This window comes from Arthrobacter globiformis (assembly GCF_030818015.1).
Lineage (GTDB): Bacteria > Actinomycetota > Actinomycetes > Actinomycetales > Micrococcaceae > Arthrobacter > Arthrobacter globiformis_C.
The window spans coordinates 4,449,479-4,472,839 of the sequence record NZ_JAUSZX010000001.1; the positions used below are offsets into that span (position 1 = coordinate 4,449,479).

General features: G+C 68.5%; 20 protein-coding genes. 13 read left to right on the top strand and 7 right to left on the bottom strand.

The window, feature by feature from the left end:
* Positions 1-7: 7 nt before the first annotated feature.
* The 7 genes from QFZ23_RS20840 to QFZ23_RS20870 all read right to left on the bottom strand — a co-directional run bounded on the left by QFZ23_RS20840 (position 8) and on the right by QFZ23_RS20870 (position 8,168).
* On the bottom strand, positions 8-883 hold the full coding sequence (locus QFZ23_RS20840; RefSeq protein WP_306925906.1) for an aldo/keto reductase: 876 nt from the start codon (positions 881-883) through the stop codon (positions 8-10).
* Positions 880-1,728 carry a sugar phosphate isomerase/epimerase family protein gene (locus QFZ23_RS20845; protein ID WP_306925908.1) on the bottom strand — a complete coding sequence of 283 codons (849 nt, stop codon included), beginning with the start codon at positions 1,726-1,728 and terminating at the stop codon, positions 880-882. Before QFZ23_RS20845 ends, QFZ23_RS20840 begins: the two co-directional genes overlap by 4 nt.
* A complete protein-coding gene (locus tag QFZ23_RS20850) occupies positions 1,725-3,824 on the bottom strand; it encodes an oxidoreductase (protein ID WP_306925910.1) in 2,100 nt (699 codons plus the stop codon). The genes QFZ23_RS20845 and QFZ23_RS20850 overlap by 4 nt, the downstream gene beginning before the upstream one ends.
* 3 nt (positions 3,825-3,827) lie before the next feature.
* Positions 3,828-4,979 (bottom strand): Gfo/Idh/MocA family protein, encoded by a 1,152-nt coding sequence (locus QFZ23_RS20855; protein ID WP_306925912.1) that lies wholly within the window; start codon positions 4,977-4,979, stop codon positions 3,828-3,830.
* Between the two features lie 40 nt (positions 4,980-5,019).
* On the bottom strand, positions 5,020-6,390 hold the full coding sequence (locus QFZ23_RS20860) for an MFS transporter (RefSeq protein WP_306925913.1): 1,371 nt from the start codon (positions 6,388-6,390) through the stop codon (positions 5,020-5,022).
* 195 nt (positions 6,391-6,585) lie between these two features.
* On the bottom strand, positions 6,586-7,383 hold the full coding sequence (locus QFZ23_RS20865) for an IclR family transcriptional regulator (protein ID WP_306925915.1): 798 nt from the start codon (positions 7,381-7,383) through the stop codon (positions 6,586-6,588).
* Positions 7,383-8,168: an IclR family transcriptional regulator domain-containing protein gene (locus QFZ23_RS20870; RefSeq protein ID WP_306925917.1), complete on the bottom strand. Its 786-nt coding sequence runs from the start codon at positions 8,166-8,168 to the stop codon at positions 7,383-7,385. Before QFZ23_RS20870 ends, QFZ23_RS20865 begins: the two co-directional genes overlap by 1 nt.
* A 242-nt stretch (positions 8,169-8,410) precedes the next feature.
* Here QFZ23_RS20870 and QFZ23_RS20875 point away from each other — a divergent pair, with 242 nt between their 5' ends.
* From QFZ23_RS20875 to QFZ23_RS20935, 13 genes are all read left to right on the top strand, one after another.
* Entirely contained in the window at positions 8,411-9,739 is a 1,329-nt protein-coding gene (locus QFZ23_RS20875; RefSeq protein WP_306925919.1) for an MFS transporter, read from the top strand.
* Positions 9,740-9,841: 102 nt separating this feature from the next.
* Positions 9,842-10,738: a LysR family transcriptional regulator gene (locus tag QFZ23_RS20880; protein WP_306925920.1), complete on the top strand. Its 897-nt coding sequence runs from the start codon at positions 9,842-9,844 to the stop codon at positions 10,736-10,738.
* 175 nt (positions 10,739-10,913) lie between these two features.
* Positions 10,914-11,222, top strand: a complete 309-nt coding sequence (locus tag QFZ23_RS20885; RefSeq protein ID WP_306925921.1) for a YciI family protein — start codon at positions 10,914-10,916, stop codon at positions 11,220-11,222.
* Between the two features lie 9 nt (positions 11,223-11,231).
* Positions 11,232-12,317, top strand: coding sequence for a zinc-dependent alcohol dehydrogenase (locus tag QFZ23_RS20890; protein WP_306925922.1), 1,086 nt, complete (start codon positions 11,232-11,234; stop codon positions 12,315-12,317).
* On the top strand, positions 12,314-14,005 hold the full coding sequence (locus tag QFZ23_RS20895; RefSeq protein ID WP_306925923.1) for an FAD-dependent oxidoreductase: 1,692 nt from the start codon (positions 12,314-12,316) through the stop codon (positions 14,003-14,005). The genes QFZ23_RS20890 and QFZ23_RS20895 overlap by 4 nt, the downstream gene beginning before the upstream one ends.
* Positions 14,006-14,266: 261 nt before the next feature.
* Complete coding sequence (locus QFZ23_RS20900) at positions 14,267-15,256, top strand: LacI family DNA-binding transcriptional regulator (protein WP_306925924.1); 990 nt, start codon at positions 14,267-14,269, stop codon at positions 15,254-15,256.
* Between the two features lie 2 nt (positions 15,257-15,258).
* Positions 15,259-16,239, top strand: a complete 981-nt coding sequence (locus QFZ23_RS20905; protein WP_306925925.1) for a 2-hydroxyacid dehydrogenase — start codon at positions 15,259-15,261, stop codon at positions 16,237-16,239.
* Entirely contained in the window at positions 16,236-17,453 is a 1,218-nt protein-coding gene (manD, locus tag QFZ23_RS20910) for a D-mannonate dehydratase ManD (RefSeq protein WP_306925926.1), read from the top strand. Before QFZ23_RS20905 ends, manD begins: the two co-directional genes overlap by 4 nt.
* Before the next feature lie 2 nt (positions 17,454-17,455).
* Positions 17,456-18,979: a mannitol dehydrogenase family protein gene (locus tag QFZ23_RS20915; protein WP_306925927.1), complete on the top strand. Its 1,524-nt coding sequence runs from the start codon at positions 17,456-17,458 to the stop codon at positions 18,977-18,979.
* Positions 18,976-20,028: an NAD(P)-dependent alcohol dehydrogenase gene (locus QFZ23_RS20920; RefSeq protein WP_306925928.1), complete on the top strand. Its 1,053-nt coding sequence runs from the start codon at positions 18,976-18,978 to the stop codon at positions 20,026-20,028. Before QFZ23_RS20915 ends, QFZ23_RS20920 begins: the two co-directional genes overlap by 4 nt.
* A gap of 67 nt (positions 20,029-20,095) precedes the next feature.
* On the top strand, positions 20,096-21,487 hold the full coding sequence (locus QFZ23_RS20925) for an MFS transporter (RefSeq protein ID WP_306925929.1): 1,392 nt from the start codon (positions 20,096-20,098) through the stop codon (positions 21,485-21,487).
* Positions 21,488-21,586: 99 nt separating this feature from the next.
* Positions 21,587-22,273 carry a bifunctional 4-hydroxy-2-oxoglutarate aldolase/2-dehydro-3-deoxy-phosphogluconate aldolase gene (locus QFZ23_RS20930; protein ID WP_306925930.1) on the top strand — a complete coding sequence of 229 codons (687 nt, stop codon included), beginning with the start codon at positions 21,587-21,589 and terminating at the stop codon, positions 22,271-22,273.
* Entirely contained in the window at positions 22,270-23,220 is a 951-nt protein-coding gene (locus tag QFZ23_RS20935; RefSeq protein WP_306925931.1) for a sugar kinase, read from the top strand. Before QFZ23_RS20930 ends, QFZ23_RS20935 begins: the two co-directional genes overlap by 4 nt.
* Positions 23,221-23,361 lie beyond the last annotated feature (141 nt).

Here is a 23,361-nt window from a genome sequence, read left to right on the forward strand (position 1 = left end):
GGTTCTGTCAGTGTCCGAATTCGTCCGAGTCGAGCCGCGGCGGCGCGCCCGTGTCCAAGGCATCGATGCCGGCCATTTCCGCCTCCGTGAGGGCAAAGCCGAAGACGTCGAGGTTTTCGCGCTGCCGCCGGTCGTCGGCGGACTTGGGGATGGCCACGCGGCCGGACTGGACCTGCCAGCGGAGTACCACTTGCGCCGGTGTCTTGCCGTATTCCTCGGCCGGACCGGTGACGGCAGGGGCCGAGAGGAAGCCGCCGTTACGGCCCAGGGGGCTGTACGCGGCGGTGACGATGCCGTGCTCGCGATGGAAGGCCAGCTGGTCCGACTGCTGGTGTTCGGGGTCGATCTGCACCTGGTTGACCGGTATTTCCAGGCCTGCTGCCTGCAGATCCCGCAGGTGTGCCGGCTTGAAATTGGAAACGCCCCAGCACCTGATCAGCCCCTCCTCCGCCAACCTGGTGAGCCCCTCCGCTGCCTCGACAAACCGGCCATGGGCAGGATTCGGCCAGTGGATCAGGAAGAGGTCCAGGTACTCGGTGCCAAGCCGCCGGGTTGCCGCACCGAAGGCCTCGCGCACGCCGGCTCTGCCGTGCCACTGCCTGTTGAATTTCGTGGTGACGAACAGGTCCGCGCGGGCGATGCCGCTGCGGCGGATCCCCTCGCCCACGGCCTCCTCGTTGCCGTAGTTTTCGGCCGTATCGATGTGCCGGTACCCGTGGGCGATGGCGCGGGCCACGGCGTCGGCGGCCTCCCCGCCGGTCATCGGCCAGGTGCCCAGGCCGATCAGGGGAATTACGACGCCGGGTGACAGTTCCGCCGTCGTGCGTTCCCGTACTACCTGGCTTTCCTGTACTGCCTGGCTTTCCTGAACGTCCCGGCTCATTTGCTTCCTGCTTTCTGGAGGTTGCCTGCCGCCTGCAGCACGGCGCCGGATGCGGCCTTGAGTTTCCGCGCCCAGCCCAGTTCGCCCAGCCGGGCGACCGTGCTGTCCGACGGCACCTCGACGCTTACCGGAGCATCGGCGGGGAAAGCGCTGACCAGGGCGACCAGGTCAAAGTCTCCTTCGCCCGGAACACCGCGTTCCGAGCGGGACTCCGTCACCAGCGCCGCGCGGTCGGCCGGACGCGCGGCCGGGCCGTCGCAGAGCTGCAGCAGCGGCACCAGGCCGAGGTTCGCCTCGAGGTCCCGCCACTGCGCGGACCCCGGGACCGCCCCGAAGCGGTTCAGGTGGAGCGCGTCCACCACGATGCTGCAGCCCGAGGCGCGGGCCAGGGCCACCGCGGCAGGGATGGAGTTCACCGCCTGGTAGGAGATGGGCTCGAGGGTGGGGACGATGCCGTAGCTGCGGCCGTCCTCGGCCATGCGCGCCAGGGTGTCGGCAAGGCGTGCGGTGTCGGGGTCGGACGCGGCCACCGTCAGGGATGCCGCGCCGAGGGCCTGTCCCGCCTCCATCATGGCAAGCCACGCATCGCGCTGGTCGGTGCCGTCCAGCAGAAGGAACTCGATGTCGCGGACCGTGACCCCGGTGTCGGCCATCCGGGCCAGGGTCTCCTTCAACATCGGCGACCCGGGCTGCAGGTCGTACGGGCGCTCGGTGGGAGTGACGGCGCGGACACGGGCGCCGATGAAGTCGAAGCCGGCTTCCGCGGCGACGGCCACCAACTGGGGCGGGGCGGTGTTGAGGAGGGACAGCTGGGCCAGGCCCAGCGGGCGGCGCGGTGCGCTCATGATGCTGCTCCGTTCATGCTGAGTTCGTAGGGGCGTCCTGCGGTTTCGGCCTCAGGCGTTGCGGGCTCGGCGGCAAGCGCCGCGGCAATGCGCTGCGCGGCGTCGTACCCGCTCTTCACCGCGTTGGAGGCGATGGCGGGGGTCCGCTCCACCATGGTCCCGGCGAACGTCACCGGCACACCGGCCTCGCCGGATAGTCCCGCCTCGCGGTCCTCCGCCGGGACGGAACCGTCCAGCGGCAGCACCGAACGGGACACCAGCAGGCTCCCCGGCGCGTCCAGCCACTCCGAGTCGGACCCGTCCCGGAACGTGCCGGCGATCCGGATCCGGCCGCCGTCGTATTCCTCGATGGTGGCACCCAGCCTGATCCGGACCCGCGGATTCTGTTCGAGCCGCGGTACGGCAAGGATCTTTGCCCGCCGCCCGGATTCCGGCGCCAGGACGTCCTGCGGCCCCACCAGCAGCACGGCGGTGCCGCGGTCCGCGAGGGTGTCGGCGACGCTCATGGCCACGGAGTCGGCGCCCCAGATGGTCACGGCTTCGGGAACGGCGCCGCCGGCTGGCCCGTCGCCGTGCAGCATCTCCGGATGGGCGGCGAGCCAGTCCCGCACGTCCGTCACACCGGGCAGGTCGGAGCCCGGGAAACCTGCCGGCGGGCGTGTCCCGCCGGTGGCCAGCACGACGGCGTCGGCCCCGGTTTCCCGGACCAGCGCCCCCACGTCGCGGGGATCCACCTGGTTGCCCAACCGGATGTCAACACCCAACCGTTCGTTCTCGGCGGCGGACCAGTCGGTGAACCGATGGAAGTCCGGGGTGGACTTCATCTGTTCCGCAAGGGCGAACTGCCCGCCAAGCCGGGCTCCGTCGTCGAGCACGGTGACCTGCGCACCTGCCAGGGCAAGTTCCCGGGCTGCCGTGAGGCCCGCGGGGCCGGCGCCCACCACGGCCACCCGGGCACCTGGGCGCACGGCCGGCGTCGGCACGGGAACCCGCGAGCGCCCGACGGCGGGGTTGACGGTGCATGTGACCTGCCCCTGGCCGAGCGTATCGATGCAGACGTTGCAGGCGATGCAGGGCCGGTACGGCTCGCCCCGCAGCACACCGCCCACAAAGGCCGGGTCTGCGTGGATGGCCCGTGCCAGGCTGACGAAATCGCAGACGCCGGCGCCGAGGACCTCCTCGATGACGGCCGGCGAGTTCAGCCTGCCGGCCATGCCTAAGGGGAGCCCGAACCGGCGGTACGCCGCGGCATAATCGCGGAGCAGGCCCGGCTTCCACTCGCCGGGCTGCACGATCCATTCGCCGGCGTCATAGCTGCCGGCGGACAGGTCGAGGAAGTCCAGCTGGTCCAGGTGCGCCTTGGCCATGATCGCCACCTGGTCTGCGGCGCTGATGCCCTCCGCCGGGCCCTCGACGACGGACACCCGGACCCCGACAATGGCGTCCGGCGCAGCCTCGCGGACGGCGTCGATGACCAGGTTCAGGAAGTGCTCCGGCGCGGCGAACTCGTCGGTGCGGTGGTTGGAGACGGGGGACATGAACTGGTGAATCAGGTAGCCGTGGGCGCCGTGGATGTTGATCACGTCAAAGCCCGCTGCCACTGCCCGCCGGGCCGCCGCGGCGTACGACGCCACCAGGTCATGGCATTCCGCGGCGGTCAGTTCCCGCGGAACCTCCCCGCCGGCCACGGCACAGGGCACCGGCGAGGGCGCCACGTTCTTATGCCCGGACACCGCCGTCTGGGCGGTCCGGCCGCCGTGGTTAAGTTCGACGGCGGCCAGGGCACCTTCCGCGTGCAGCGCGTCGGTGAGCCTGCGCAGCCCGGGAACCATCGCGTCGGTGTGCAGGCCCAGCTGGTGCGTGCGGCCCTTGCCGTCGGCCCGCACATACGTGGCTTCGGTGGTGACCAGTCCGAGCCCGGCCTTGGCCCGGGTGACCAGGTAGTCGATGTACTGCTCTGTAATGTGGCCGTCCACGGTGCCGTAGTTGCGTTCCATCGGGGCAGAGGCGAGGCGGTTGCGGAGGGTCCGCGGGGTGCGGCCGTTACGGCCCAGGGTGAGCGGGCGGGGAGCGTGGTGGGTGTTGTGCTCGGTCATGGCTCAGCCTGCCGCTTCCGCCGGAACGCGGGCTACGACGTCGGCCGGAACTTCGACGCCAGCGGGAACCTCGGCGTCAGCGAAGCGGACGGGGCGGCCGGTGCGTGCGGATTCGTAGACCCCCAGCAGGATCCGCAGCGATTTGAGGGCGTCCTTGCCGGTGATGGCGGGCTCGGCGCCGGCGTCCAGGGCCTGCACGAAGTCGCGGACCTGGCTGGTGTGGTGCGGAATCAGCTGGCCGTTGATAGTGGACAGGTCAGTGTTGGGCTCCACGCCCTCGGGGTGGACGGGCTCCACGGTGATCTTCTCCCCCACGGCCCAGAGGTCCAGCCGGCCGTCGCTGCCTTCGGGGAACTCGGTCAGTGAAGCTGAAGCACCCGTTTCGCCGGTGATCCGGAGCTGGATGCCCAGGTTGGGGGAGACCGCCGTCGAAGCTTCGAGCGTTGCCATGGCGCCGGAGGTGAAGGTGATGACGGCGGTGGCGGAGTCCTCCACGTCGATGTAGTCGCCGTGGCGGTAGGTGTTGACCTTGCCGTAAACCTCTGCCACGTCGCCGAGGTACCACTGCAGCAGGTCGATCTGGTGGATGGCCTGCGTCATGAGCACGCCGCCGCCGTCGCTCTGCCAGGTGCCGCGCCACGCGTCCCGGTTGTAGTATTCCGGCGCGCGGTGCAGCATCACCGAACACTGGGCCATGACGGGGCGGCCCAGCGTTCCGTCGTCGATGGCGGAGCGGATCCGCTGCGCGGCCGGCCAGAAGCGGCGCTGAAACAGTGCTCCGAACTGAACGCCGGCCTCCTCGCATGCCGCCACCATCCGCTCGGCCGAGTCGATCCGGGTGGCGATCGGCTTTTCGCAGAGCACGTGCACCCCGGCTGCCGCGGCCTTGAGCACCACCTCTTCATGGGTGGGGTGGGGCGTGCAGACCGACACGATGTCTACGCCCAGCGCCAGGATCTCGTCCACGGTGTCCACCGCGTTCGGTACATCCCAGGCCCGGGCGGTGGCGCGTGCCCGGGACAGGTCGATATCGCATACCCCCACCACCTGGACGTTGTCCAGGGCGGCGAAGGCCTCAAGGTGGTTGCGGGAGATGGCGCCGCAGCCCACGATTCCGGCTCGGTAGGTTCGGGGGGCGGTTGCTGACGGGGTCATGGTTCCAACTTTCATTCTGAGGGCGTAGGCCCCGGGGATATCAGGCGGAAATCCGGCGCTGGCGCGGCAGGCCAAGTTCCTCGAGGGGAGTCTTGTGCGTTTCGCGGGCCGTGGCGATGGCGATCGCGGAGACTGCCAGGCAGGCCACGGTGAAGACCGCCACCGGGATCCAGCCGCCGGGGCCCGGCTGGGCCAGGACGGTGGCGATGGCAGGGGCGAAGCCGGTGAGGATAAGGCCCACCTGGCTGCCGATGGCCATCCCGGAGTATCGGACCGGCGCCGGGAACATCTCAGGGAAGAAGACCGTCCAGACGCCGTTCCAGCAGGAGTAGAAGACGGACATGTTCAGGAACCCGAAGACGAAGATCAGGGCGATGTTGTGCTCGCTGATGGCCCAGAAGTAGCCGAACGAGGTGACGGCGCAGCCGAGGGAGCCCACCAGGAGCACCTTCTTGCGGCCGATCCGGTCCGAGATGATGCCGGCCAGCGGGATGGTGAACATGGACAGGCCGATGGTGAGTGCATTGACGGTGAGCATGAGGGTCCGGTCCAGGCCGATGCCCTTGCCGGTGGCGTAGGCCAGCGCGTACACGGTGAAGGTGGTCTGCATGACGGAGAACAGCATCACCAGGCCCACGCGCAGGACGTCGCGCCACTGGGTTTTCAGCACCTCGGCCGCCGGCATGCCCTTGGGCTTCTTCGCTTCCACGGTCTCTTCGAACACGGGCGGCTCCTCGAGCCGGGTGCGGATCCAGTAGGCGACCAGGAGCACCACGGCGGACAGCCAGAACGGGACGCGCCAGCCCCAGCCCAGCAGCTGCTCCTCCGGGAGGGCTGCGAGCGGGATGAACACCACCGTGGAGAGCACCATGCCGGACGCGTAGCCGGTCATCACGAAGCTGGTGAAGAAGCCGCGGCGTCCTTCCGGGGAGTGTTCCATGGTCAGGGTTGAGGCGCCGGCGGCCTCGGCACCGGCGGAGAATCCCTGTGCCAGCCGGCCCGCCAGCAGGAGTGCCGTGGCCCAGTAGCCCATCTGGTCATAGGTAGGCAGGAACCCGATGCCGATGGAGGCTACGCCCATGATCACCAGCGTGATCATCAACGCCTGCTTGCGGCCGATCTTGTCGCCGAAGTGGCTCATGATGAGGCCGCCCAGCGGCCGTGCCAGGTAGCCGACGCCGAACGTGGCCATCGCCCCGAGCAGGGCAACCACCGGATCTCCGCCGGGGAAGAAGATCTTCGGAAACACGAGCGCTGCTGCCGTGCCGTAGATGAAGAAGTCGTAGTACTCCAGCGTGGATCCAAGGAAGGAAGCCAGCGCGGCCTTCCGCGGGGTCTTCGCCGGGAGGCTGTCCGCGCGTTCCAGGACGACGGTCTCCGCGGCGGGGGTTGGGGGCTGGACGTGTCCCATAGGTTCTCCTCATTGAGTTTCCAGGGCGGCCGCCACCGAAGTTGGTGGGGCCAGAGTGGTGAGCATGCACCGTGTCCGGTGGCTGTCGCTCTGGAGGAAAACACTAGGAGCAGGGATAAGCCCCGCGGCGAAACTTCCCATTCAACGGGACGATGGCCGCGGAAACTGTGAGCAGCGGAGGGATAGAGCCCGAGGTCAGGTTCCCTGGAGCCAGGGCCGCCTGCCGTACGGACGGCGCTCTGCGCCCATGGTCCGGGACAGGCCGCGCCCCGCGGCCACCAGGACGGGAAGAACCACCTTGGGGTCCTCGTCCGCCGTCGGAATTACGACGGCGATCGCTCCGATCACACTGTTGCCCTCACCAAAGACGGGGACGGCATAGGCGGTGTTTTCTTCCACCAGGACGCCCGCCATGCGGACGTAGCCGCGTTCCCGGATCAGGGCGAGTTGGGCGCGCAGGCGCGCCGGGTCGGTCTCCGTGGCCGCCGTGGTTTTCTCCAGCGGCCCGGCCAGGAACCGTTCCTGCACGTCGCGCGGCATGTGCGCCATCATGGCCATGCCGGACGAAGTGTTGTGGATCAGGAGCCGGCCGGCCACCGCGGCAAGATTGGTGGCAGTGCCGTGCCGGTCCAGCTGCTCCAGGTACAGCACGGTGCCGGAACCGACGTCGGGAATGGAGAGCGAAACCTGTTCCCGGACGGCGGCGTGGACGCCCTCGAGGAACGGAAGGCCCCGGCGTCGGAAATCCTCAAGCGGATTGCTGCGGGATGCCAGTTCCCACATCTTCATGCCGACGCCGTAGTCGCCTGCCTCACTGCGGTTCAACAGCCCGCTGTCCACCAGGTCGTTGGCCAGCCGGTGGGCGGTGCTGCTGGACATGCCCGTGGCGCGGACCAGTTCGCTCAGCGACATCCGCGGCCGGCCCTTCGAAAAGGCATCCAGGATCTTCACCACGCGCTGGATGACGGATTCGCCTGAGGGCGAGTTAGCCATCAGGCCCGCCGCAGCCCGGACGCATCCCCGCCGTAGTCCAGGCCGATCTGCCGGGCAGCCTCCTGCAGGCGCGGCACCACGGACTTTTCAATGTCCTCGGCAGCCGACCGGTGGGTCTGCAGGGAGACATTGACAGCCGCCACCACATCATCGCCGCGGCACACCGGTACAGCCACACCCCGCAGCCCTTCTTCCAGTTCCTGCGACACCATGGCCCACCCCCTGGACCTGGCCCGGTCAATTTCCGTCCGCAGCTGGTCCAGGCTTGCGATCGAGTGCTCTGTCAGCTTCTGCAGCCGGACGGTTTCGAAGTAGGCCTGCAGATCCGTCTCGGTCAGGGCCCCCAGCAGCACGCGCCCCATGGAAGTGGCCCATGCCGGGAACCTGGTGCCCACAGTGATCGTCACGCTGAGCAACCGGGGCGAGGGCACACAGGCGACATACACGACGTCGGCGCCGTCAAGAATACAGAGGGAGGTGGTTTCGTTCAGCTCCGCAGCGAGGGTCTTCAGGTGCCGGTCCGCGATAGCCGGAAGCTCGAGGTTGGCCAGGAAGGACCGCCCGATGTTCAGCGAGCGGGCGGTCAGCTCGAAGTGCGCCCCGTCCGCCCGCAGGTAGCCGAGGTCGGCCAGGGTGAGCAGGAAGCGCCGGGCGGAAGCCCGGGTCGTGTCCGCAGCCGCAGCCACCTGGGACACTGTCAGCCGGGGAGCGCTCGGCGTGAAGGCCCGGAGCACGTCGAACGCCTTCTCGACCGATTTCACAAAGTAGGCCGGCTGTTCGTCCATGGGCTCCCTGCACCTCCCGGCAACCTCCAGCGGACACCGCCAAGACGTGTGGAAGCTGCGCGCTGTTCCTGACCTATCAAGGATACGAGCCGCGGTCCGGCCGGGAGCGGGGGAAACAAATACGGATTGTGAGCCGCTTCACTGTGCGCTATCCTTTCTTAGTCGCATATCGCACGACTGTTCGCGATACGCACAAATCAAAAATTCGGACCCCGTCTTTCAGTGCGGAAGGACCCCCTGCAATGACCGATCTCGCCCCTACTCAGACCGCTGAGGCGAAGCAGTACCAGCTCAAGCGCGCCAAGAAGGCCGCCCTCGCCGCCTTCCTCGGCGGCGCGCTGGAGTACTACGACTTCTTCATCTACGCCACCGCGGCGTCACTGGTCTTCTCCAAAATCTTCTTCCCGTCGGGCGATGCCACTGTCGCCCTCATCGCCTCGTTTGCCACCTTCGGCGTCGCCTACGTGGCCCGCCCCTTCGGCGCCGTCGTCTTCGGCCACCTTGGGGACAAGATCGGCCGCAAGAACACCCTCGTCCTGACCCTGGTGCTCATGGGATCGGCCACGTTCCTGATCGGCGCGCTTCCAGACTTCAACGCCGCCGGCTACTGGGCGCCCGCCCTGCTGGTGGTCCTGCGCCTCATGCAAGGTCTCTCCGCGGGCGCGGAAACCGCTGGTGCCTCCGCCCTGTCCACCGAGGAGGCTCCGGAAGGCCGCCGCGGCTTCTTCGCCAGCTTCGCCATGAGCGGCATCTCCGCCGGCATCGTCCTGGCCTCCCTGGCGTTCCTTCCCGTGGCCGCCATGAGCGAGGCGGACCGCCTCGCCTGGGGCTGGCGCATCCCGTTCTGGCTGTCCCTCGTGGTGCTGGTGGTCGCGTACCTGGTCCGGCGATCCCTCGAGGAGCCCGAGGTCTTCGAGGAAAAGCACGACCACGGCGAACTGGTGAAGCTTCCGTTCGCCAAGATGTTCAAGACGCACCCGGCGCAGTTCTTCCAGGTCGCGCTGATGTCCTTTGAAACCGTCACCAACACGTTCATGCAGTCCTTCGGCCTCGCGTATGCCGTGTCCGTCGGCGTGCCGGCGTCGACCATGCTGTGGGTGAGCATTCTGGGCAACGTCATCGCCATGTTCAGCCAGCCGCTGCTGGCCCGGCTCTCGGACAAGTTCGGCCGGCGCCCGGTGTTCATCGCCGGCGTCCTGGGGTCCGGACTGATGATCTTCGTGTACTTCTCCGTCATCTCCACGGGCAACATCCCGATGATCTTCCTCGCCAGCACCGTGATCACCGCCGGCACGTACTCGATGTCCAATGCGATTTACCCGGCCTGGTTCTCCGAGCTGTTCAACGTCAAGGTCCGCTACTCGGGCATGGCCATCGGCCTGCAGGTCGGCATCCTCTGCGCCGGCTTCACGCCGCTGCTGGGCACCGCGCTGGTCGGCGCCGACAAGACCAACTGGGGCCCCGCCGCCTGGATCGTCGCGGCCTCGTCCCTGCTGGCCGTGGCCGGCGCATACTGGGCCCGGGAAACCCACAAGACCCCGCTGCGGCAGCTGGGCAACCCGGTCCGCTAGCAGACGCGCGAACTGGCAGATAATGCCCTCAAATTGCCGATTTGAGGGCATTTTCTGCCATTCGTGGAATAGTTCTGCCGTCCGAGGGCACAGGAGGAACGCATGGAGCTTCGGCAGATCGAGGCGTTCCTTGCCGTGGCCGAGGAGCTGCACTTCGGCCGGGCAGCGCACCGCCTCCGGATGGCGCAGTCGCCACTGAGCCAGACCATCAGGAAGCTCGAGAAGGAGCTCGGCTCGGATCTGTTTGAGCGCAACACCCGCTCGGTCGCCCTGACGACAGCGGGTGTCGCCTTCCTCCCCCACGCCCGCCGGATCATCGACGAACTTGATCTCGCCCGCCGTTCCGCCGTCACCGAGCCGGGCACGTTCTACGGCCGGCTCAGCATCGGCTTTTCCGGGGCGCTGAACCACCGGACCCTTCCCCCGCTGACCCGGGCGCTCCGCCACCGCTATCCGTCCCTGGACCTGACGCTCACCGGAGGCCTGCTGACCCAGGACGCCCTGCAGCAGCTCCGCAACGGTTCGCTGGACCTCGCTTTCGTGGGGCTGCCGCTCGACGCGGGCGCGCTGGCCACCCGCACCATCGCCCTCGAACAGCTGGGCGCCACCATGCCGGTGGACCACCCCTTGGCCGACCGGCCGGCGGTCGGGCTCGCCGAACTGTCCGACGACGGTTTTGTCACCATGCGCTCCGCGCAGGGATCCACCCTCCGCGAGGCCATCTTCTCCGCCTGCGCGGCCGCCGGGTTCCGGCCGAGGGTGGCACAGGAAGTCACGGATCCGTACACCGCGCTGTCGCTCGTTGCCGGCGGGGTCGGGGTGAGCCTGATGCCCTCCTCCGTCGCGAGCATCATGCCGGGCGGCACAGTCTTCATCCCGCTGACCGGCACCGCGCCGCTGCTGGAATCGGGCCTCGCATGGAACCCGGCCGGCATCTCCCCCGCCTTGACACTCGCCCTGGCCGTCGCCGAGGAAGTCCTCCCGACGCCGGCCGGGTGATCCGGTCTCCACTGGCTGGCACCCGGTCCGGCTGAGACACCCAACCCGGCCTCCCGCCGTCGTACATTATGTGTTTTCTGCACATACTCATTGACCGAATAAGTGTTGGACGCGGCACAATCCCGGTGGCCACCATGGAGGGAACAACCACCAACTCAACGATGAGGACACACCCATGGGAACATTTGCCGTCACCTACGCCTACGCCGCCAACTCGTCCGTCGGCCGGGACGAACACCGCCCCCGCCACGTGGAATTCCTGCAGGAGCAGTTCGACGACGGCACGCTGGTGAAGAGCGGTCCGTTCGGGCCGGAGGAAGATCCGGGCGCGCTGCTGATCATCAAGGCGGACTCGAAGGCCGACGTCGAGGCACTGATGGACCAGGACCCGTTCTATCTCAACGGCCTCGTGGAGCAGCGCAGCATCCGGCAGTGGAACATCGTCTTTGGTGCCGACGCAACCGCCGACGCCACGCGGAACTAGGGGCACGTCATGCTGATCGCACGCACTGTCGCCAAGGAGACCATCCGGTACGAGGACGTTCCGGAGCCTGCCCTCGAACCCGGCCATGCCCTGGTCCGCGTCCACAACGTCACCCTGTGCGGCACCGACCTGCACATCTGGGAGGACGACTATCCGGCTGGGCTGCCCGTCATCCAGGGCCATGAATTCGCCGGCATCGTGGAGGCCATCGGAACCAACGCCGCCGGCATCCGCGCCGGTGACCGCGTTGCCGTCAGCCCGATGATCTACTGCGGACAGTGCCGCCCGTGCCGGCTGGGCCGGTTCAACGTCTGCGAAAACATCGGCTGCATCGGCTGCTATTCGGACGGTGCACTCGTGGAACTGATCAGCATGCCGGTGGAGAAACTGTGCCCCGTGCCGGACGGCCTGGAACTGGATCTCGCAGCCATGGCCGAGCCCGCGTCCATCGCCATGCAGGCGGTGAACCGGGGGCGGCCGTCCCCGGGGGAAGCGGCCCTGGTGCTGGGCAGCGGTCCGATCGGGCTGCTCGCCACGCTGTACCTGACGGATCTGGGTGTGGGCGTCGTCTGTGCCGACACCGAGCCGGACCGGCTGGCGCTGGCTTCCAGGTTCGGGGCCGCGGACACCCTGCTGGTGCATCCCCGTTCGGACTTCCCCGGCGCTGACCAGTCCGTCCGGCTCGATGCGCTGACGGACTCGTGCGGGCCGGCGCTGGTCATTGAGGCCACGGGTGTTCCGTCCTCGCTGGAGACCGCCATCCGCCTGGTGGCGAGCGCCGGACGGATCGTCCAGGTGGGAATCTCGGCGCGGACCGCGTCCGTCCCCATGAACGCCGTCCCCTTCAAGGAGATCGACCTGCTCGGCAGCCGGAACAGCCTCAACCTCATCCCATCGGGGCTGGAACTGCTGGCCCGGCATCGGGACCAGGCCCGCGCGCTGATGACGCACCGTTTTGGCTTCGGGGACCTGCAGCAGGCCTTCGAACTGATGCGCAGCCGCACCGAACCCGTGGGCAAGATCGTGGTGGACATGCCTGCCTCGCTCGCTGCCCACGAGGCGGGAACTGACGCGCTCACGGGAGTGCGGGCGTGAGCGGGGGCGACGGCGTGAGCGGGGGCGACGGCGTGAGCGGGGGCCCAGGCCTGGGCGGCACGGCGGAAAGCCCGCTGCTCACGCCCGCCGGGAACATCTCGGGCACCTACGACGTGGTGGTCGCGGGCAGCGGCGCGGCCGGCCTGGTCGCCGCGATCCGGGCGGCCGACGCCGGGCTGAGGGTGCTGGTGGCCGAGAAGGCCCCGCTGCTCGGCGGCACGACGGCCGCCGGGGGCGGCGTGATGTGGGCACCGAACAACCACCTCGCCCGGCAGGCCGGTTACCGGGACAGCCACGAGGACGGCGTCGCCTACCTCACCGAGGCCGCCGGGCACGTAGTGACCCGGGCGGAGGTGGAGTGGTACATCAGCACGGCTCCGCGGGCCGTCGCCTATCTCGACGCCGAAACCCGGCTCTCCCTGACGCCGATTGCCCGCCCGGACTACCACATGGAATGGCAGGGTGCGGCCGACGGCGGACGCGGCCTGGACAACGACGCGTTCGACCCGTCAGGGTACCCGGGCCTCGCGGAGGCGATCCGGCCGTCGTCGTACTTTCCGCTGCTGACCATGACGGAGCGCGACCGGCTCAACGGCCGGGCGGCGGATCCGGAGCTGCTGGCGCGGCGTGCCGCCACGGGCGTGCGGACCATGGGCGGCGCCCTGGTAGGGTCGCTGCTGGCGAGCGCGCTGGACCGCGGCGTGGAGATTGCGGTCTCCGCGCCGGTCGAGGACCTGGCCCGCGATGGGGACAAGTGGACGGTGACCCTCGGCGGCGGCGCAGCCGGCAGAACCGTCTCAGCGGCCGCCGTCGTGCTCGCTTCCGGCGGTTTCGAGTGGAACCCGCGGCTCCGCCAGGCGTTTCTGCCGTTTCCGGTGACACCGATCAGCGCGCCGTCCAACGAGGGCGACGGCCTGGAGCTGGGGCTGAAGGCCGGCGCCGCAGTGGCGGACATGACCGCCATCTGGGGAGTGCCCGTGATTTCCGAGGCCACGCACGAGTACGACGGCGTGCGGTCCGGCCGGATGGGCAACGTGGAAATGACCCTTCCCGGCTCGATCACTGTGAATGCGGCCGGGAAGCGCTTCGTGAATGAGGCGCTGAACTACCACGATGCCTGCCGCGTCTTCGCCTCCGTTGACCCACTGACCGGCCGCCAGCAGAACAACCCGGCATGGCTCGTGTTCGATGCGGCGTACCTGTCGAAGTACCCGGTGGCCGGTTCGGCCGCGGGCGTTCCGGCTGATTGGATGAAGGCCGCGGATTCGTTGGAGGAACTGGCCGGCAAGATCGGGATCGATCCGGCCGGGCTGGCCACCACGGTGGCACGGTTCAACGACGACGCCTTAAAGGGAGTGGACACGGAGTTCCACCGCGGTGCCGCGCCCCAGGACCGCTTCCTCGGCGATGCCGCCAACACCCCCAACCCGTGCTTGGCCCCGCTCCGTTCGGCTCCGTTTTACGCCGTCCGGATTGCCGCCGGGGTGCTGGGAACGTCCGGCGGCTTGGACACCGACTTCAACGGCCGCGTCCTGGACCGGCACCGGCAGCCGATCCCCGGACTCTACGCGGCAGGAAACGTCTCCGCGGGCGTTTTCCGCAACAACTACCCGGGCGGCGGCGCAACCCTGGGCTCGGCCATCACCCGGGCCTTCGCGGTCGGCGAGCACCTCGCCGCGACCCTCTAACCGCGCCGCCAGCGACGAGTTTTGTCCATTTCTCGCGACTTCAAGCGTGTTTAGCGCCCATTATCCGTACAGGAAACTCCAAGCAAACGAAGGACGACGGCGGAACTTCCCGCCGTCGTCCTTCTTGGGTGGATGTCATCTCCGGCAACCCGTAGGCGCCTGCATTCAACCCGTGATGCAAATCATGAAAACCCTTGACAATGTTGTACAAATATTTCCATACTTGGAACGAAGGGTTTCAAGGAAGCAACTGGAGGACCGATGCCGGCAAAACTCACGGACGTCGCAAAGCTCGCGGGCGTCTCGCTCGCCACCGCATCACGGGCGTTCGGTGACCCCGGCCGGCTCGCCGCCGAAACGCGGCAGAAGGTCATGGACGCCGCCGCGCAGCTTGGCTACGACGTCCCCGGACTCACTGGCAGCCGCACGTTCGGCGTCGTGGTCCCGGACATCTCCAACGCTGTGTTCGCCGCGCTCATCAAGGCCATCCAGGACCAGGCCTGGCACGGCCGGCACCGCATGGTCCTGGCCGACACCGCCGAATCCTCCACCCGGGAGCGTGACCACCTGGCTGCCTTCGCCACCGGGGTGGACGGCATCATCCTCTGCTCCCCGCGGCTTCCGTCGGACCAGATCCACAACCTGGCCGGCAACGTGCCGCTCGTCGTGATCAACGGCGAGGCAGACCAGGCCGCCCGTGTGCTGATGGAGGCCGGCGAGGGGATCCGGCAGGCCGTCGAACACCTCCACGCCCTCGGCCACCGCAAGCTCGCCTACATTCCCGGACCGGCCTCCTCATGGGCCAACGGCCAGCGGCTCGCGGCCATCACCCGCCTCTGCGGAGAGTGGGGCATCGAGCTGGTCACCGTGGGCAACCAGAACGCCACGGTCGACGGCGGCCTGGCCGCCGCCGCTTCGGTGGTCGCCAGCGGCGCCACCGCCGTCATCGCCTACAACGACCTCGTCGCCATCGGCATGCTCGCCGGTGCGCGGACGCTCGGCTACCACTGCCCCGAAGACATCAGCGTGGTAGGCATCGACGACCTCGACATCGCCGCCGCCGCCGAACCCGGACTCACTTCCGTCCGCGTTCCCATCAGCCGCAGCGGCTCCCTCGCCCTCGAACTCCTCCTCGAACAGATCGCCGGCAAACCCACCGCCACCGAAGCCGTCCACCTCAACTCCCAGCTCATCGTGCGTGGCTCCACCTTCGCCGCCCGCACCGCCGACCAGGCCCTCCAGGGAAAGTAACCATGAGAATCGTCATCGCAGACTCCAACCTGATGCCCCAGCGCGCCACCTTCGAAGCGGCGCTGCCGGAAGGCACCGTCACGTCCTGGCACGACAGCTGGAACGAACACTCCGTCCTGACCGACCTCAAGGACGCCGACGTCTACGTCGGACCCAAGTTCACCGCGGCCATGGGCGCCGAGGCACGGAACCTCCGGCTGGTGCACGTTGCCGGGGCCGGCTACGACGGCATCGACGCGGACGCCCTGCCCACCGGAGCCGTCTGCGCCAACACCTTCCACCATGAAGGTTCCATCGCCGAACACATCGCCGCCGTGCTGGTGGCCCTCCGCCGCAACCTGCTGGGCCAGGACGCCGCCCTGCGCACCGGCGTGTGGTCTTCCTCGGTCTACTCGCCCGAGATCCGCCAGCCGGAAACACTGCGCGGCGCCGTGGTGACCTTCCTCGGTTTCGGCCATATCGGCAGCGCCGCCTGGAAACTGCTGCAGGCCTTCGGCGCGGAAGGCGTTGCCATCACCCGCAGCGGATCCGTCAATGCCGAAGTTCACTCCCTGCGGTGGACCGGGACCACGGACCGTCTGGGCGAGGCCCTCAGCGAGTCCGACGTGCTGGTGGTCAGCATCCCGCTCGACGCAGGGACCACCTCCCTGATCGGTGCAGCCGAACTGGACAACCTCGGCCCCGACGGACAGGTCGTCAACGTTGCCCGCGGCCCGGTCGTCGACGAAACCGCACTCTACGAGGCCCTGAAGGACCGGCGAATCGCCGGCGCTGCCATCGACGTCTGGTACCAGTACCCGGGCACCGACGGCCGCGGCGAACCGTCTGCCCTGCCGTTCGGCCGGCTCGACAACGTCATCATGACCCCGCACTCCTCCGGCGTCACCGCCGAAACCTTCCGCGGCCGCGCCCGCGAGATCGCCGAAAACATCACCCGTCTGTCCGCGAACCAGCCCCTGAAGAATGTAGTGATTTCCCGATGACCCGAAAAATCGTCGACGTCGACGTCCTGGTTACCAGCCCGAGCCGCAACTTCGTCACCCTGAAGATCACCACCGACGACGGCATCGTCGGTTGGGGTGACGCCACCCTGAACGGACGCGAACTGTCCGTGGCCAGCTACCTCCGCGACCACCTCGCCCCTGCCCTGCTCGGCCGGGACGCGGACCGGATCGAAGACAGCTGGCAGTACTTCTACCGTGGCGCCTACTGGCGGCGCGGGCCGGTGACCATGGCCGCCATCGGCGCCATCGACCTGGCCCTGTGGGACATCAAGGGCAAGGCCCTGGACGTCCCCGTCTACCAGCTCCTCGGCGGCGCCGCCCGGGACAAGATCCTCACCTACACCCATGCCACCGGCTGGGACCTGCCCGAACTCCTCGACTCCGTGGACCGCCGCCGGGAACAGGGCTTCCGCGCCGTCCGCGCCCAGTCCGGGGTCCCGGGCCTAAACAAGGTCTACGGCGTCACCAAGGGCGCCGCGAGCTACGAACCGGCGGGCCGCGGCGCCGGACCCGTCGAAGAGGATTGGGACACCTCCGCCTACCTCCGCCACGCCCCGAAGGTCCTGGCCGCGGTCCGCGAGCACGTGGGCCCGGAGCTCAAGCTCCTGCACGACGTCCACCACCGGCTCAACCCCACCGAAGCCGCCCGCCTGGCCAAGTCGCTGGAGGACGTGGATCTGTTCTGGCTGGAGGACGTCACCCCGGCGGAAAACCAGCGGCTCCTGCGCACCCTCCGCCAGCAGACCACCATCCCGCTGGCCATCGGAGAGGTCTTCAACACCGTCTGGGACTGCGAGCAGCTCATCACCGAACGCCTTATCGACTTCGTCCGTACCGCCGTCGTCCACGCCGGAGGCATCTCCCACGTCCGCAAGATCCTCGCCCTGGCCGAGGTCTACCAGATCAAGGGCGCGCCGCACGGACCCTCCGACGTCTCACCGATCAACCTCTCGGCCTCGCTGCACCTGGGCCTAGCCACGAGCAACTTCGCCATCCAGGAATACATGGGCTACGACCCCCTGGTGTCCGAGGTCTTCCGGTCGAGCTTCCGCTTCGAGGACGGCTACCTCCACCCCGGCGACGAGCCCGGCCTCGGCGTGCACGTGGACGAGGACGCCGCCGCCCGGTTCCCCTACAAGCAGGCCTACCTGCCCATCGCCCGTGAGCTCGACGGCTCCATGAAGGACTGGTGACCATGACCTCCCCCTCCGCTCCCCCGCTGTCCGCGGCCATCCCCGGGATCCTGCGGCGGGCCGCAGCGCCGGCCGCAGGGATAGTGCACCTCGGACTGGGCAACTTCCACCGCGCACACCAGGCCGTCTACACCGACGCCGCCGTCACCGCCCACGGCGGCGACTGGGGCATCATCGGCGTCTCCAGCCGCTCCTCCGCCATCCCGGACGCCCTGCACGCCCAGGACATGCTCTACACCGTCGTGCAAATATCGCCCGAAGGCTCAAAGTTCTCCGTTCCCCGGGTCCACACGGACGCGTTCACGGCCGCCGGCAACCCGGGCCGGGTGATCAAGGCGATCGGCGACGCAGCCACCCGCATTGTGTCCCTGACGGTCACGGAGAACGGCTACAACTACACCCCCGCCACCGGCTCGCTGAACCTGCAGGACCCGGGCATCCGGCACGACCTCGCCCACCCCGGCTCGCCCCAGACCCCGATCGGTCAGATCGTCCGCGGCCTGCAGCACCGGGCCCGGACCCACGCAGAACCCGTCACCGTCCTCAGCTGCGACAACCTCGCCGACAACGGCCACCACACACAGCGGCTGGTCCGCGAATTCGCCTCCCTGCTCCCGCCCGCCGAAGCCGCCGCAGCCCTGGCCTTCATCGACACCCGCACCAGCTTCCCCTCCTCCATGGTGGACCGGATCGTGCCGGCCACCACGGACCACTACCGCAGCCTGGTCGCATCCCAGCGCGGCTACAGTGACCGGATCCCCGTCCCGGCCGAACCATTCACCATGTGGATCGTCGAGGACAACTTCATCGCCGGACGCCCCACCTGGGAAGACGGCGGTGCAGTGTTCTCCGACGAGGTGGCCGGCTACGAGCAACTGAAGGTCCGCCTGCTCAACGGCACGCACTCCCTCATCGCCTACCTCGGAGCCCTCACCGGCGCCGTCACCATCCCCGAATCCGTGTCGCACCCGACCATCGAACTGGCCGCCCGCTCCGTGCTGCGCAACGAGTACCTGCCCAGCGTCTCGGTGCCAGGCGGCGTGGACGTCGACGCCTACGAGGAACAGCTCTTCTCCCGCTGGCGCAACACGGCCCTGGGCCACCGCACCAGCCAGGTGGGCTCCGACGGGTCCGTCAAACTCCGCCAGCGAATCCCGCTCCCGGCACTGCAGATGCTCGACGACGGCCGGATGCCGCAACTGCTGGCCCTCACCACCGCCGCGTATCTCGCCTGCATCGCCCCACTGCCCGGGTTCGATCCGGGACCCCAGGCCCACGCCATGGAGGACCCGGCCCGCGGGCTGCTGGCCGGACTGTCCGCAGGCTCCCCGTCTGGCCAGGACCTCGCCCGGAAGGTCCTCGGCGACCACCATCTCCTCGGCGAAGAGCTGGCCGAACGCGACGGGTTCATCGGGCGCACCGGCGAGTTCATCGACATCATCCACTCAGCGGGCCCGTTGGCCGCCATCGCAGAAGCCAGCACCGCCTCCGCCCTAACTCCCGCCACCGTTCGGAGCACGCCATGACCACGCAAGCCATCCCCGAAACACATACGGCCGGGCTTCCCTCCGGCACCCAGGCCGCGGTGCTGCACGGCGCCCGCGACCTGCGCATCGAGCACAGGCCACTGCCCGCCCTCGGCCCGCACGATCTGCTGGTCGAAATGCGGTCCGGCGGGGTCTGCGGCTCGGACATGCACTACTTCGCCGACGGTCGCAACGGCACCAATGTGCTGCGCCAGCCCACCGTCCTGGGCCACGAGGGCGCCGGCGTGGTCATCGCTGCCGGACCGCGGGCCAGCGTCGCCGCGGGCACCGCCGTCGTAATTGAACCGGCCCTGCCCTGCCGGGAATGCCCCACGTGCCGCTCCGGGCGCTACAACCTGTGCCCTGCCGGAACCTGTTTCGGCTCCCCGCCCACGGATGGGCTGTTCGCCCGCCACGTCGTAGTGCCCGAAGCCGCCGTCCACCGGCTGCCGGACGCCATCCCCGCGGAAATCGGGGCAGCGATCGAACCGCTCGCCGTCGCCGTCTGGGCCGTGGAACGGGCGCAGGTCCAGAAAGGCCACCGCGTGCTGATCACCGGCGCCGGGCCCATCGGCCTGCTGGTTGCCCAGGTCGCGGCAGCCCAGGGCGCCGCCGAGATCGTGGTGACGGACGTGAACGACGACCGCCTCGCCGTCGCCGCGAAGTTCGGCGCCACCCGAACCATCAACACCGCAACCATGCCGCTGGACCTGAACAACATGGACCGGCTCATCGAATGCTCCGGCAACACCCGGGCCCTGGCCGACGGGATCCAGACCCTTGCCCCGGCAGCCCGCGCGACAGTTGTCGGCCAGGCCAAGCCCACGGTGGACGGCATCCCCCTCGGGTACCTCCAGCGCTACGAAATCGACCTCGTCACAGCGTTCCGATACGCAAACGCGTTCCCGACGGCGATCGACCTCGCCTCCTCCGATGTGGTGGACCTGCAGTCCATCATCACCAGCACGTTCCCGCTCGAAGACGCCGCGGCCGCCCTCACGGCACCGGTGACTGACCCCACCAACCTCAAAGTACTCATCACCTACTGACTGCCGCACCAGACCCGCTGGTTGAGCTCGTCGAAACCACAGGACATCCATTCAAAGGAGTTTGGAAATGACCACAGCAGCGCACCTCCCCCCGGGGGAAGTCGATCAGAGCAAAGTCCGGAAGGCCGCCGTCGCCGGCCTCATCGGCACCACCCTCGAACTGTATGACTTCGTCATCTACGGCACCGCCTCCGCGCTTGTCTTCAGCAAACTGTTCTTCCCCAACGTCTCCCCCGCAGCTGCGCTGATCGCCAGCTTCACCACCTTCGCCGTCGGCTTCCTGTTCCGTCCGCTGGGCGGGATCTTCTTCTCCCACTTCGGCGACCGCCTCGGCCGAAAGTGGATCCTCGTGGTCACGCTGCTCCTGATGGGCGGCGCCACGCTGGCCATCGGCCTGCTTCCCACCTTCGACCAGATCGGCCTGTTCGCCCCGGTCCTGCTGTGCGTGTGCCGCGCAGCCCAGGGCTTCGGCGCCGGAGCCGAACAGTCCGGCGGCGCAACGCTGCTCACCGAATCCGCGGCTCCCGGCACCCGGGGCAAGCTGGCCTCGTTGATCATGGTCGGCGCCGCCGCCGGCACCGCCCTGGGCGCACTGGTGTGGATCGCCGCCCAGTCGCTGGCTCCGAACGACATGCTGACCTGGGGCTGGCGGCTCGTCTTCCTCTCCAGCATCTTCGTCACCGTCGCCGCCCTCATCATTCGGCGCAAGCTCGATGAATCCCCCGTGTTTGAGGAGATCAAGCAGGCCCGCACCGAACCGCCCGCGCCGCTCAAGGAAGTCGCCAAGCATGGCAAGGCCAACGTCCTCCGCGTCATCCTCATGAACTTCGGCGTCAGCACGCAGTCGTACACCATCCAGGTGTTCATGGCCTCGTACCTGATCACCGTCGTGGGAACCGATCCCAAGTTCATTCCACCGGTCCTCCTCATCGGCGCACTCTGCGGCGGCGTCGCCGCCGTGTCCTTCGGAATCCTGTCGGACAAGATCGGCCGCCGACGCGTTGTCTCCCTCATCACCGGGGCGCTGATTCTCTTCCCGGCACCGGCCTTCATGCTCCTGACCACCGGTTCCCCCGTGGCCATCGTGCTGGTGATCATCGTGGGCTTCATGCTGGCCTGCCAAGGCGTGGTGGGTGTGCACATGAGCTACTTCCCGGAGATCTTCGGCAGCCGCTACCGGTACGCCGGCGTTACCCTGGGCCGCGAGTTCTCCTCAATCATTGGCGGCGGCATCGCGCCGATGGTCTGCGCCGGACTGCTGGGCCTCTTCAGCAACTCCTGGATCCCGGTGGCCATCTACATGTCGCTGACCATGCTCGTCAGCTTCATCGCCACACGGCTCTCACCGGAGACCGTCAACCGCGACCTGACCGATCCCGAGGACGCCCGCCCCAACGGCGGCGTGGTCACCACCCCTACCGTGGCGGCTGAGCTGGCCGCCGCCCGCGCCGTCAAGTAATCCCGGCACCGTCCGTAGGTTCCAGTGCACGACGGCGGCACGGCCGCCGTCGTCCACTGTCAGTCCCGCTTTACAGCACTTCCACCGCAAAGGAATCCCATGCTCCGCCTCGAAAAACCCGGCACGGCGTCCCGGCCGGCACCCTCCGAGCTCCTCCGCGAGACCCGTGCTGTAGCTGTCCTCCGGGCCAGGCACGCCTCGGACTACGCGCCGGTCATCGATGCCCTGCAGCGGGGCGGCATGCTCAGCATCGAACTCACGCTCAGCACGCCCGGCGTCTGGGAGGAGCTTCCGCTACTCCGGGAGCGGTTCGGTGACTCCCTCGAGATCGGCGTCGGGACGATCACCGAAGCAGCGGACGCCGAGACGGCCCTCGACCTGGGCGCGGCCTACATCGTCACTCCCGTCACGGATCCAAGCGTCATAGAAGCGTGCGTCCGGCGCGGCGTTCCGGTCTACCCCGGCGGCATGACCCCCACCGAACTGCACACCGGCTGGAAACTGGGCGCCACCGCCGTCAAGATCTTCCCAGCCTCCACAGTCGGCGCCGGCTACGTTTCACAACTGCGCGGCCCGTTCCCGGACATCGAGGTGATCCCGTCCGGCGGCGTCAACATTGACGACGTACCGGACTGGATCAGGGCCGGCGCCCTAGCCGTCAGCCTCGGCGGCCCGCTGCTGGGTGACGCGTTCAAGGGCGGCGACCTGCAGGACCTAACGGCCAGGGCACGGCGTGTGCGCGAGCTGATCGACCAGACCGCCGAGCAACTGGGGGCTACCAAGTGAGCCCGGCACCGTACGTCCTCACGTTCGGCGAGACCATGGCGCTGATGCGCGCCGACCAGGTCGGGCCACTCGCGCACGCCTCCACCATGAGCCTGGGCATCGGTGGCTCCGAGTCGAACGTCGCCATCGGCCTCCGCCGCCTCGGCGTGCAGGCGGTCTGGTGCGGCCGGGTCGGTGCGGATTCCTTGGGTCAGCTCGTTGAGCGCGAAATCCGCGCCGAAGGGGTGGACGTCCGCATCGCTGTCGATCCTTCCGCCCCCACCGGCCTGATGATCAAAGAACGCCGGACACCTGACGCGCAGCGTGTCAGCTACTACCGCGCGGGAAGCGCCGGGTCCCGGATTGCACCGGAGGATATCGACGACCGGCTCGTTTCCGGGGCCAGGCTGCTGCACGTCAGCGGTATCACCCCGGCGCTGTCAGCCCAGGCGGCGGAAACGTTCCGACACGCCATCGGTGTGGCCAGGGACGCCGGCGTTCTAGTGTCCTTTGACCTGAACTTCCGCGGCAACCTCTGGTCAAGGGAGGGCGCCGGCAACGTCTACCGCGACTTGATCCCGCTGATGGACATCGTGTTCGCAGGCGAGGACGAGGCAGCCATCGCCGTCGGCGCCGGTGAACCACAGGAGCTGGCCCGAAGAATCGCTACCCTGGGGCCCAGCCAGGCCGTCATCAAGCTCGGCGCCGACGGTGCCCTCGCCATCGCCGACGGTGAGATGTACCATCAGGCGGCAATTGCCGTCTCGGTGGTGGACACTGTCGGCGCCGGCGACGCCTTCGTGGCCGGTTACCTAGCCGAACTCATGGAAGGCCGCGCCCCCGAGGAGCGCCTCCGTACGGCCGTCGCCACGGGTGCTTTCGCCTGCCTGGTCCCCGGCGACTGGGAAGGCTTCCCTCGCCGCCACGAACTCGTACTCCTGGAAGCGAAGGAACCGGTCTCCCGCTAGCAGCGAGCTACTCCAAGAGATCGTTGGAGTTTTTGTACACTTTTCGCGGCTTTAAGGGCGTTTAGCGCCGATTATCTATCCAAAAATCCCTGGACATAGATGGCACTCCGTCCGTCAGACCGTAACGAATGTGTCGGACGA

Bases quoted from the DNA above. Each gene is read 5' to 3' on its own strand.
- QFZ23_RS20840 (WP_306925906.1), bottom strand. From the start codon at position 883: ATGAGCCGGGACGTTCAGGAAAGCCAGGCAGTACAGGAAAGCCAGGTA.
- QFZ23_RS20845 (WP_306925908.1), bottom strand. From the start codon at position 1,728: ATGAGCGCACCGCGCCGCCCGCTGGGCCTGGCCCAGCTGTCCCTCCTC.
- QFZ23_RS20850 (WP_306925910.1), bottom strand. From the start codon at position 3,824: ATGACCGAGCACAACACCCACCACGCTCCCCGCCCGCTCACCCTGGGC.
- QFZ23_RS20855 (WP_306925912.1), bottom strand. From the start codon at position 4,979: ATGACCCCGTCAGCAACCGCCCCCCGAACCTACCGAGCCGGAATCGTG.
- QFZ23_RS20860 (WP_306925913.1), bottom strand. From the start codon at position 6,390: ATGGGACACGTCCAGCCCCCAACCCCCGCCGCGGAGACCGTCGTCCTG.
- QFZ23_RS20865 (WP_306925915.1), bottom strand. From the start codon at position 7,383: ATGGCTAACTCGCCCTCAGGCGAATCCGTCATCCAGCGCGTGGTGAAG.
- QFZ23_RS20870 (WP_306925917.1), bottom strand. From the start codon at position 8,168: ATGGACGAACAGCCGGCCTACTTTGTGAAATCGGTCGAGAAGGCGTTC.
- QFZ23_RS20875 (WP_306925919.1), top strand. From the start codon at position 8,411: ATGACCGATCTCGCCCCTACTCAGACCGCTGAGGCGAAGCAGTACCAG.
- QFZ23_RS20880 (WP_306925920.1), top strand. From the start codon at position 9,842: ATGGAGCTTCGGCAGATCGAGGCGTTCCTTGCCGTGGCCGAGGAGCTG.
- QFZ23_RS20885 (WP_306925921.1), top strand. From the start codon at position 10,914: ATGGGAACATTTGCCGTCACCTACGCCTACGCCGCCAACTCGTCCGTC.
- QFZ23_RS20890 (WP_306925922.1), top strand. From the start codon at position 11,232: ATGCTGATCGCACGCACTGTCGCCAAGGAGACCATCCGGTACGAGGAC.
- QFZ23_RS20900 (WP_306925924.1), top strand. From the start codon at position 14,267: ATGCCGGCAAAACTCACGGACGTCGCAAAGCTCGCGGGCGTCTCGCTC.
- QFZ23_RS20905 (WP_306925925.1), top strand. From the start codon at position 15,259: ATGAGAATCGTCATCGCAGACTCCAACCTGATGCCCCAGCGCGCCACC.
- manD (WP_306925926.1), top strand. From the start codon at position 16,236: ATGACCCGAAAAATCGTCGACGTCGACGTCCTGGTTACCAGCCCGAGC.
- QFZ23_RS20915 (WP_306925927.1), top strand. From the start codon at position 17,456: ATGACCTCCCCCTCCGCTCCCCCGCTGTCCGCGGCCATCCCCGGGATC.
- QFZ23_RS20920 (WP_306925928.1), top strand. From the start codon at position 18,976: ATGACCACGCAAGCCATCCCCGAAACACATACGGCCGGGCTTCCCTCC.
- QFZ23_RS20925 (WP_306925929.1), top strand. From the start codon at position 20,096: ATGACCACAGCAGCGCACCTCCCCCCGGGGGAAGTCGATCAGAGCAAA.
- QFZ23_RS20930 (WP_306925930.1), top strand. From the start codon at position 21,587: ATGCTCCGCCTCGAAAAACCCGGCACGGCGTCCCGGCCGGCACCCTCC.